The organism is Dactylosporangium sucinum (assembly GCF_014647515.1).
In the GTDB taxonomy this organism is placed as follows: domain Bacteria; phylum Actinomycetota; class Actinomycetes; order Mycobacteriales; family Micromonosporaceae; genus Dactylosporangium; species Dactylosporangium sucinum.
In genome coordinates, this window is sequence record NZ_BMPI01000140.1 from 1 (window position 1) to 9,730 (window position 9,730).

Genomic DNA, 9,730 nt, shown 5'->3' on the forward strand with positions numbered 1-9,730 from the left:
TCCCCGGGTGCGGGTTTCCGCACCCGCTGATACCTGCTGGCAGGTATACCGACCTCACCCCTTTCATCCCCTTTTCGAGGGTTTCGGAGCTGCCTGGACCGGCGCGCGTTCCGTGGTAGGGAAACTGGTGCCATAGGCCCCGCTTCCCTACCACGTCTTTGCCGGCGGGCGTCGGGCCGTAGCCCGCGGGCCCTCGCTGCGGCCGGCGGCTCAGCGCGGTGCCGGCACGTGTCCGAGGTCGGCCGCCGGCTTGCCGGTGCGGGTCGGGATCGTGACGAGCAACGAGGTGCCGGCGTTGAGCGGGCTCGATATGGCCAGGTGCCCGCCCAGGGCCTCGACGCGATCCTGGAGGCCGGTGAGTCCGGAACCCCGGGCCGGGTCGGCGCCGCCGACGCCGTCGTCGTGGATCGCGAGCTCCAGCACGTCGGACTGTGTCGTGACGCTGACGTCCACCACCGACGCTTGCGAGTGCTTGGCCGCGTTCGTCAGCGATTCCGAGACGACGTAGTAGGCGGCGACCTCCACCGGCGTGGGTGGCCGGTGGTCGGTGTGGACGCGAAGCCTGACCGGGATCGCGGACCGGCGGGCAAGCGCCTTGAGCGCCGGCGCGAGGCCGCCGGCACCGAGCACGGCCGGATGGATGCCCCGTGCGAGCTCCCGCAGGTCGGCCATGACACCGGAGAGGCTCGTCGCCGCCTGGGCCATGTGCGCCCGCAACTGCTCGGGCGACACGTCGGCCTCCTCCGCGGCGCGCAGGTTGAGGCTGATGGCGATGAGCTGCTGCTGTGCACCGTCGTGCAGGTCGCGTTCGATGCGCTGGCGTGCGTCGTCGGCGGCGGTGGCGATCCGGGCGCGGGAGGCGACGAGCTGGGCCCGGCTGTCGGCGTTGGCGATGGCGGTGGCGGCGAGGTCGGTGAAGTCCGTGATGCGCGTCTCCGCGTCCGGCGGCAGCGGCTCGGGCTGCGCGGAGGTGACGGTGAGGGTGCCCCACAGGCGGTTCTCGACGACGATCGGCACGGCGACCGCTGCCTCGATGCCCAGCGCCAGCCGGCAGGCGTTGCCGGGGCCGCTCTTGTCGGCGTACGAGTCGGTCCGGGCGGCCTGGCCGGTGCGCCGGACCATTTCGGCGACGCTGGCGTTCTCGCCGTGCCCGTTGCCGGACGCCGCCGTCCTCCAGCGGTCGTGGGGCAGCGCCATCAGGCCGGGCTGGTTGGTCGAGACGATCGTGACGGTGTCGTCGGGCTCGAAGTGCAGCAAGGTCGTATGGCGATTGTCCAGCAGCCGGCTGACCTCCGTGGTGACGGCGTGGAAGACCTCGGCCGGGTTGACGGCGCGCGCCACGAGCGTCGCCACCCGCCGCAGTGCGGCCTGCTGGGCGGCTCGCGCGCGCAGTTCCTCCCCGTTCTCGGCAAGCGCGTTGACCATGGCCCCGCGTTCGCGCGCGGCATGCAGCAGTGACGCGAGCGGCGGGATCACACGCTGCTGCAGGCGGAGCACCTGCCGGTCCGGCACCCCGTCGGGCACGCGCAGCGTCCCCAGCAAGGTGCCGTCGTGGCGGAGCGGGAACGTGGTTCGCCGGACACCCTCGCGGGCGACCCCGTCGGCGGCGAACTCGTCCGGGACGGTCTCCTCCGGGGGCGGCCCGAGCCCCGGTTCGATCACCACCACGGGCAGGTCCAGTGCCTGCGTGATCTTCTGCGACACCGCCGGCAGCGCCGCGGCGACGTCGTCCGTGTCGAGCAGCAGGCGGGCCAGGTCCGCGGTGAGGTCGGACTCCTGGGCCTGTGCGGCCCGCATCCGGGACTGGTTCGCCAGCGCGCTCACCACGACCGCCACGCTGACGAACACCACGATCGGCGTCACGTCCCGGACGTCGGAGTCGGCGAGGTTGCTGATCGGCCTGACGAAGAACGACACGAACGCGACGACGCTCGCGAGCGCTGTGGCCACCCCCAGCCACAGTCCCCAGACGACCGAGACCAGCACGACACCGAGCAGATAGATCACGCTCGGCGTCGATTCTCTCGTGAACGTGTGGACCGGAAGGGTGAACAGGGTCTCCAGCGTGATGAAGAGGAGGGCGACCAGGATTCCCAACCACGGGGGCGGGGGCGTCGGCCGCACCAACATCGACAGCGGACTCGCGCGCATGATGCAACTTTAATCCGGTTTGACCATGGTTGCGGCTACGCGGTGCTGCCGTCACACGTGCTGTTCAGCGCGTCGTGGATCGTGCGGGCCGACAGCTCCGCCTTGTCCACGAACGCCAGCGCGGGACTCTCGTGGACCAGGTCGACCATCTCGTCCCGCGAGTGGCTGGAGATCAGGATGACCCGGACCGCCCAACTGCGGTCCCGGGCGGTGGCTTCGATGCGTTCGGCCAGGTCGAAGCCGCTCTCCTCGCCCAGGTAGACGTCCACCAGGACGACATCCGGCCGGAGGGCGTCGATGCCGGCAATCGCCTGGGCGCTGTCGTGCGCCACCCCCACGATGTTGATCCCTTGACTGGTCAGCGCCCGCTCGGCGGCAGCGAGGAACGCGGTCGAGTCGTCAACGATGAGGCACCGCATCCCCATGACTACCGCATCCCCATGACTCCATGCTCCCGGTCCAGCCAGTAACGCTCCCGCAGGCCGGACGTCAACCACCAGCCAACCGTAACGCGCGCGCAGGAAGGGCACATGCCCTTCGGAGGCGAGTCGCGGCAGGCCGGTCCCGCACCCGCGGCCCGCTCACGCCGCCTCACACCGCGGCGTGCTCCACCAGGGCGGTCACCGCCGGATGCCACGGCCGGTCGAGCGGGCCGCGGAGCACCAGCCGCCGTGCCAGGACCGGGCGCAGCGGCACGAGCACCAGTCGCGGGTCGAGCATCGCGGCGGCGAGCCCGGGCACGATCGACACGCCGATCCCGGCCCGGATCATCGCGAACAGGGTGCCCAGCTCCCGCACCCGGTGCGTCGGGGTGAACGCGACGCCGCCGAGCCGGTGCGCCTCGCGGACGTGCCGCTCGCAGCCGCCGCGCGAGAGCAGGAACGGGTCGTCCTGCAGGTCGGCGACGCCGACGGCGGGCTCGCCGGCGAGGGGATGGTCGCGGCGCAGTACCGCATGGAACGCGTCCTGCGCGAGGACATGACCCGGACCGGGCGGCGGGTCCACGACCACGGCCAGATCGACGGTGTGGCCGGCGAGCCAGTCGGCGACCTCGTCGTCCTCACCCTCGAACAGTGCCACGTCGACGCCCGGCAGTTCGTCCCGCCAGCGGGCGAGCAGCCCGGGCATGAGGCCCTGGCAGACCGTCGGCGGCGCGGCGAGCTTGACCGAGCCGGTCGGCCGGCCGTCACGCTGGGCGGCCAGCATCCCGATCGCCGCCGCGGCACGCACCGCCGCCCGGGCGTGCGCGGCGATCTCCGCGCCGAACGCGGTCGCGCGAACCCCACCCTGCCGGATCAGCACCGGGTGGCCGAGGGTCCGCTCGAGCGCGGCGATCGTGTGCGACACCGCTGACTGGCTGATGCCGAGCGTCGCCGCGGCGCCGCTGAAGCTGCCGTCGTCGAGGACCGCGACGAACGCGCGGAGCTGTGCCAGATTCATGAGCAACCCTCATAGTACGCTGCGTACCACTTGTTGGACTCATGATGCAGCGCCGACGCATGATCCGTCCATGCGCAACGTCCGCTGGGTGCCGTCGTTCCTGGTGCTGTCCCTGATCTGGGGGTCCAGCTTCCTGTTCATCAAGGTCGCGGTCACCGCCGGCGTCGAGCCGGTGTGGCTCGCGTTCTGGCGCTGCGCCTTCGGCGCCGCCGCCCTGGCGGTGTGCTGCCTGGTCCTGCGGGCGCCCCTGTCCCGGGACCGGGTCGCGTGGGGCCATGCCTTCGTCGTCGCCGCGTTGCTCAACGCCGTGCCGTTCACCCTGTTCGCGTACGGGCAGACGCAGGTCACCACCGTGCTCGCCGGCGTGTTCAACGCCACGACCCCGCTGACCACGTTCGTCTTCGCGTTGGTGCTCGTCCCCGCGGAGCGGCCGACCGCCCGCCGCCTGGCCGGCCTGGTCGCCGGGTTCGCGGGCGTGCTCGTCGTGCTCGGCGTCTGGGACGGGCTCGCCGGGGCGCCGCTGCTCGGCTCGCTCGCGTGCCTCGGCGGCACGCTCTGCTACGGCGCCGGGTTTGCGTACACGCGCCGATTCCTCTCCGGCCGGGCGGAGTCGGCGGCGACGCTGTCGCTGATGCAGATCGGCACCGCGACGCTCCAGCTGGCGCTGGTCGCCCCGCTCGTCGACGGCGCGCCCGGCTGGCCCGGCCCGCAGGCGGCCTTCGGGCTGGTGGCGTTGGGGGCGGTCGGCACCGGCGTCGCGTACATCATGAACCTGCGCATCATCCAGGCCGCCGGCCCGACCGTGGCGGCGTCCGTCACGTATCTCGTCCCGCTCTGGTCGACGCTGTTCGGCGCGGTCCTGCTCGGCGAGCCGGTCGGGCCCGCGACGCTCGTGGGTGCGGCCCTGGTGATCGGCGGCGCGATGTTGACCGCCGCACGAGGGGGCAGGCGCGGCGCGGCGACCGAGCGGATCGTGCCGGGTCGTCCAGGTGGGCGTGCCGGTCGACCGGCGCTCGACGACGCCACGTCCGCTCACTGAGCCGGCCCCGGACGACTGTGCGCGTGGGTGCCTGCGGCTCAGACGGCGAGCCGGTACCCACGCTTGATCACCGTCTGCACGAGGTCGAGATCCGGCAGCGCCCGGCGTAGTCGGGACACCGTCATCTCGATCGCATGGTCGTCGACGTCGGTCAGGCCGGGGACGAGCCGCCGGATGTCCGCGCTGGAGAGCAGCTTTCCCGGCTCGGCGGCGAGCACCCGCAGGACCCCGACGGGTCCTTGCTGGATGGGGTAGAGCCTCCCGTCGAGCAGTGCCGCGTGCCCCCGCACCTCGAGCGCCCGGCCGCCGACGGTGGCGTGCACCGTCCGGTCGAGGACCGATCTGGCCAGCAGCGCGGCCGTTTCCTCGTCGAACGGCATCGGCGACGTCACCGGCTCCACGTCGTGGCTGCGGAGCACCGCCGCGGCAAGCGGACCGCGGCAGACGGTCGGGATGTGCGCGCCGAGCTGTGCGACCACCGCCGGCAGCCGCCCATGGCCGGTGGCGAAGCGGAGGATGTGACCGGTTGCGACCGGATCGTTCCAGGCGACCGCGTCGAGCTGGCGGCGACTCATCAACTCCACGACGCGCCGCACGCCGACGACGTCGTTCGGCGGTTCGGTGACGTACGTGGGGAGCTCGACCACGTCGGCGCCGCGCAGCCGCAGCGACTCGCAGTGCTCCGCCTGGTCCGGTGTGTCGAGCTGGGCGGCGATGCGCCGCCCAGCGGGGTGGTGGGTCAGCAGGTACCGGTACAGCCCCTCGGCGGTTCCGGTCGCCGTCGAGAGGACGTCGTGCAGGCCGTCGGCCCGCAGGGCGTCGGCGGTGCGGGCGTCGGCGGCCAGCAGGCGGGCGGAGCGCAGCGCCGCCCGCAGCCGGCTCGGGTCGGGTGCCGCGCGCAGCCAGGCTCGCCCGCCGGTGGCGGATGCGACGACCACGTCGTCGAGCGGCCGGTCGAGGCACGCGGTCGTGGCCCGGCGCAGCGCGTCCGGGTCCGGCTGGGGCACCGCGCGGACGCCCTGCACCGACACGATCCGGGCGCCGTGCTGCTCGAGGAGATCGGCGAGGCGGTGCCGGCGGCGATGGCTGATCACGGCGATGGTGTATCCGGTGAGCAGGGTCGGGTTGACCGCAGCGTCGACGGTGCTGCCGGTGCCCGCCGGTTGCGGCGCCACGGTCTCCTTCCCGGAACGGCGAGGGTTCAGCGGATCGGGTCCGGATCGTATGTCCTGCGGCGCCGCCAAGGCAGCGCCACAGTGCACCGATCGGCGGCATCCGGCGGTCGGCAGATTTAACGCCCGGCGGTGGCGACGAGTTCACGTCCGGGCCGGCGCCGTTGGCGTGATCTTGTGCGGCGCCTTGCAACACGGTTACACGCGGCGGCTGCCCCTGGTGCGAGCCCTCGCCGGGCCCCAACACTCGGATGACACGCCGCCGGACGCGATGGGGGAAGGTCGATGATGGTCAGGGGAGCGCCCATGCCGGATGATCGCGACGCCGACCTGTTCGAGGCGAGCCTCATGCTGCTGGCCGGCGCGGCGACGCCGCGTGGCCTGGACCGCCGGGCCGGCCAGGACCCGTGGGCCGCGCTCGACACCGACGTCCGGCTGATGGTCGAGTTCGACACCGAGCCGGCGGCGGCCCGGTTCACCGACGTGATGCACGCCGTGCCCGACGCCAGATGCTGGACGCGCCGGCGACTGACGGGTATCCGGCGGCGGTACGAGACGTTCGTCGTCGACGTCGACGGGGCCGAACCGTCCACTGTGGTGGGTTGTCTGCGTGACGAGTGGACGTGCACTGCCGGGTTTCTGCTCGGCAGTGACACGGTGAACGACGTGGCGCTGCGGGCGCGGGCTGCGGCGGTGTGGCGTTCGGCGCTGCTGACGGCGGCGCCGAGGGTGTCCTCGGCCGGGCTCCGGTTGCGGGAACGGCACAGGGCATCGGTGCGCCTGCTCCTGCGGGCCGCGCAGCTGCTGGGTGTCACCTGCCAGGTCCGCCCGGCGCGTGGCTCCCAGAGCATCCACGTCGAGGGGCGTGGCGTGATCACGCTGCTGTCCACGATCCGGCTGGCGTCCGGACCGGAGGAAGCATGAGGCAGGCTCACCACTCGGACCCGCCTCGACCTGTCAATGCTCAACGCGGCGGGGCCGTCAGGACGCGAGCCGGTAGCCGCGGCGCATGACCGTGCGGATCAGCTGCGTGCCGCTGAGGGCGCGGCGTAGCCGGGATATCGCCACCTCGATGGCGTGGTCGTCGACGGCGGTGCCGGTCCGGATGTTGCGGCGGATGTCCGCGCACGACATCACGCGGCCCGGGCTGCGGGCCAGCGTCCGCAGTACCGCGATCGGGACCGGTTGGACCGGGATCAGCCGGTCGTCGACGATGACCGCCTGTCCACGGATCTCCAGCCGGTGGTGGCCCAGCGCCACCCGCACGGCGTTGGTGGGCAGCGCGGCGATCAGCGTCGCGACGAGGTCGTCGGTGTAGCCCACCGGTCCGACCAGGGGGCGCACCCCCTGGGTGACCAACGCCGCCGCGGTCAGCGGGCCCAGGCAGACGGCGGTCACCTCGTCGCACAGGGCGTTGAGCAGGTCGGGCAGCCGCCGGTCGCGCTCGGCCTGTTCGAGCAGGTTCCCGGTCGCCTCCGGGCTGGTCAGCGCGATCGCGTCGACCTGCCGGCGGATCAGCTGGTCGGCCAGCCGCCGCAGGTGCTCGGCGTGGCTCGGCGGGAACGTGCGGCAGGTCGGCACCTCCACCACGTCGGCACCCCGCCGGCGCAGCGCCCGGCACAGCTCACGCAGCGACGGCGTGTCGACCTGCACCACGATGCGCCGGCCCGCGACCGGACGCGTGAGCAGGTACCGCAGCAACTCGTCGGTCGAGGCGGCGGCGGTCGACCAGATCTCGCGCAGTCCGATCTCGCGCAGGCTGTCGGCGGCGGCGCCGTCACGGGCCAGGAGCCGCGCGCGCCCGAACGCGGCGGCCAGCCGGTCGGCGAGGTGCCAGCCCCGCGCCGATGCGAGCCAGGAGCGGAAGCCGAAGGGCGAGGTGACGATGAGCTCGTCGATCGGCGCAGCCAGGCACTGCTCGGTGGCCGTGCGCAGCTCGCCGTCGTCCGGCTGGGCGACGACCCGCAGGGCCTGCACGGCGACGACCTTCGCGCCGGCCTCCTCCAGGGGTGCGGCGAGCGCCGGCCGCCGCTGCTCGGTCGCCAGCGCCACCGTGTACCCGGTCAGCGATGCGATGGCAGAGCCGCCGGAGCCGCCCGCGGCGTGCCCGGCGGCAGGTCGCCGCGAGTCGGCTGGCGGTGGCGCCACGGCGTTGCTCCTCTCGATCCCGTTGGGCTGGCGGCAGGCGCATCCGGCGTCATCGGCGGCGGCGGAACAGGGGGTGTGGCCGGATCGCGGGCGGTCGCCGGCGGGGGCCGGCGTCGAACGTCGGCCGTTCGTGCCGAGATTGGCGTCCAGCGTGCCAGGAAATGCTTCGGAGCAGCATCACGATACGATAAACATCCGCTCACTGATTCCGGCTCCGGGCGGGTTGTTGCAAGAATAAATGCGTCGCCGAATGCGGCGACCGGGATTTTGCACCCAGAATCAGGGAGCAAAATCCCAGCAAAGCCGCAAAACGGGCGTCACCGGAAGGCATTCCCCGGGATCCAGGCTGTGATCTTGTGAGGGTCTTTTCGTTTCTATTGCGGACCGTTACCGGGTCTGGTCACCGACTCGTGAATCCGGCAACACTCGCCACACATCAATGAATTTGCCAGCCGTCGCGGATTGTCCGTGGATGCGGGGCGGCCGTCAGGCGAATTCCGATGCATCCAACGAACCCAGAAGATCGGGAGTGGTCCGTGGCGGAGGTCAGGCTCGACGAGGTGAGCAAGGTGTACGCCGACGGGACGCGGGCCGTCGACGGCCTGAGTCTCGACATCGCCGACGGCGAACTGCTCGTGCTCGTCGGTCCGTCCGGTTGCGGCAAGACAACGGCGCTGCGGATGGTGGCCGGGCTCGAGGACATCAGTGCGGGGCTCGTCAGCATCGGCGGCCGTGTGGTCAACCGGGTGCCGGCCCGCGACCGCGACATCGCCATGGTGTTCCAGAGCTATGCGCTGTACCCGCACCTCGACGTCTACGACAACATCGGTTTCGGCCTGAAGCTGCGCAGGCTGCCCGGCGCCGAGATCGAGCGCCGGGTCACCGCGACCGGAGCCGCGCTGGGCCTGAAGGACCACCTGCGCCGCCGGCCGCGGGCGCTGTCCGGCGGGCAGCGCCAGCGGGTCGCGATGGGGCGCGCCATCGTCCGCGAGCCGCAGGCGTTCCTCATGGACGAGCCACTGTCCAATCTGGACGCCAAGCTGCGGGTGCAGATGCGGGGCGAGATCGCGCGCACGACCCGGCGGCTCGGTGTCACGACCATCTACGTCACCCACGACCAGACCGAGGCGATGACGCTCGGCGACCGGGTGGCGGTCATGAAGAAGGGCGTGCTGGAGCAGGTGGCCGCACCCCAGGAGCTCTACGACCGGCCGGTGAACATGTTCGTCGCCGGCTTCATCGGCTCGCCCGCGATGAACCTGGTCGCCGGAGTCTTCACGACGTCGGCGGAGGGCGTGGTGCTGCGGATCGCCGACCAGCACCTGCGGGTCGACCCGGCGCTGTTGCGGGCCCGGCCGGGCGTGCGGGCGTACTTCGACCGCCCGGTCGCCGTCGGCATCCGGCCCGAGGACATGCAGGACGCGAGCCTGGTGCCGGCCGGCGGCGCGGTGCTGCACGCCGCCGTCGACCTCGTCGAGGCGCTCGGGTCCGAACTCCTCGTGCACTTCCGGATCGGGGCGCCCGGTGTCATCACCGACGACACCCGCGAACTCGCCCGCGACGCCGGCCTGGACCCGGTCGACCCGATCGGCCCGGGCGGCTCGTCCGGGCCGACGACCGAGCTCGTCGCCAAGTTCAGCCCGCGTTCCCGGATCCGCCGGGACGAACTGGCCGAGGTCGCCGTCGACACGGCTCGCCTGCACGTATTCGACCTGGACACCGGTCGGTCGATCCAGTGAACCGCGCGACCCGCGGCGCGATCGTCCGCCAACGCCCTCGC

At 72.6% G+C, this 9,730-nt stretch carries 8 protein-coding genes; 3 read left to right on the forward strand and 5 right to left on the reverse strand.

Translation table 11 applies throughout. The features are described 5' to 3' along the window. Window positions 1-210: 210 nt before the first annotated feature. The 3 genes from IEZ31_RS55010 to IEZ31_RS55020 all read right to left on the reverse strand — a co-directional run bounded on the left by IEZ31_RS55010 (window position 211) and on the right by IEZ31_RS55020 (window position 3,591). Window positions 211-2,151 (reverse strand): GAF domain-containing sensor histidine kinase, encoded by a 1,941-nt coding sequence (locus IEZ31_RS55010; protein ID WP_190258164.1) that lies wholly within the window; start codon window positions 2,149-2,151, stop codon window positions 211-213. 35 nt (window positions 2,152-2,186) lie between these two features. After that, window positions 2,187-2,576 (reverse strand): response regulator, encoded by a 390-nt coding sequence (locus tag IEZ31_RS55015; protein WP_229837314.1) that lies wholly within the window; start codon window positions 2,574-2,576, stop codon window positions 2,187-2,189. A 166-nt stretch (window positions 2,577-2,742) separates the two neighbouring features. Beyond that, complete coding sequence (locus tag IEZ31_RS55020; RefSeq protein ID WP_229837315.1) at window positions 2,743-3,591, reverse strand: LysR family transcriptional regulator; 849 nt, start codon at window positions 3,589-3,591, stop codon at window positions 2,743-2,745. Window positions 3,592-3,661: 70 nt separating this feature from the next. Here IEZ31_RS55020 and IEZ31_RS55025 point away from each other — a divergent pair, with 70 nt between their 5' ends. Next, the gene (locus IEZ31_RS55025) at window positions 3,662-4,630 is read left to right on the forward strand and encodes a DMT family transporter (RefSeq protein ID WP_190258166.1); all 969 of its coding nucleotides are present in this window, start codon (window positions 3,662-3,664) and stop codon (window positions 4,628-4,630) included. Window positions 4,631-4,668: 38 nt separating this feature from the next. On the opposite strand, the gene IEZ31_RS55030 is transcribed toward IEZ31_RS55025, so the two are convergent. Further along, window positions 4,669-5,805 (reverse strand): uroporphyrinogen-III synthase, encoded by a 1,137-nt coding sequence (locus tag IEZ31_RS55030; protein ID WP_190258167.1) that lies wholly within the window; start codon window positions 5,803-5,805, stop codon window positions 4,669-4,671. Between the two features lie 303 nt (window positions 5,806-6,108). Between IEZ31_RS55030 and IEZ31_RS55035 the strand changes: the two genes are divergently transcribed. Beyond that, entirely contained in the window at window positions 6,109-6,726 is a 618-nt protein-coding gene (locus IEZ31_RS55035) for a hypothetical protein (RefSeq protein WP_190258168.1), read from the forward strand. Between the two features lie 57 nt (window positions 6,727-6,783). Here IEZ31_RS55035 and IEZ31_RS55040 read toward each other — a convergent pair whose 3' ends face one another. After that, on the reverse strand, window positions 6,784-7,950 hold the full coding sequence (locus IEZ31_RS55040) for a uroporphyrinogen-III synthase (RefSeq protein ID WP_190258169.1): 1,167 nt from the start codon (window positions 7,948-7,950) through the stop codon (window positions 6,784-6,786). 536 nt (window positions 7,951-8,486) lie between these two features. On the opposite strand from IEZ31_RS55040, the gene IEZ31_RS55045 reads away from it, so the two are divergent. After that, window positions 8,487-9,689: an ABC transporter ATP-binding protein gene (locus IEZ31_RS55045; RefSeq protein WP_190258170.1), complete on the forward strand. Its 1,203-nt coding sequence runs from the start codon at window positions 8,487-8,489 to the stop codon at window positions 9,687-9,689. The last annotated feature ends 41 nt before the right edge of the window (window positions 9,690-9,730 follow it).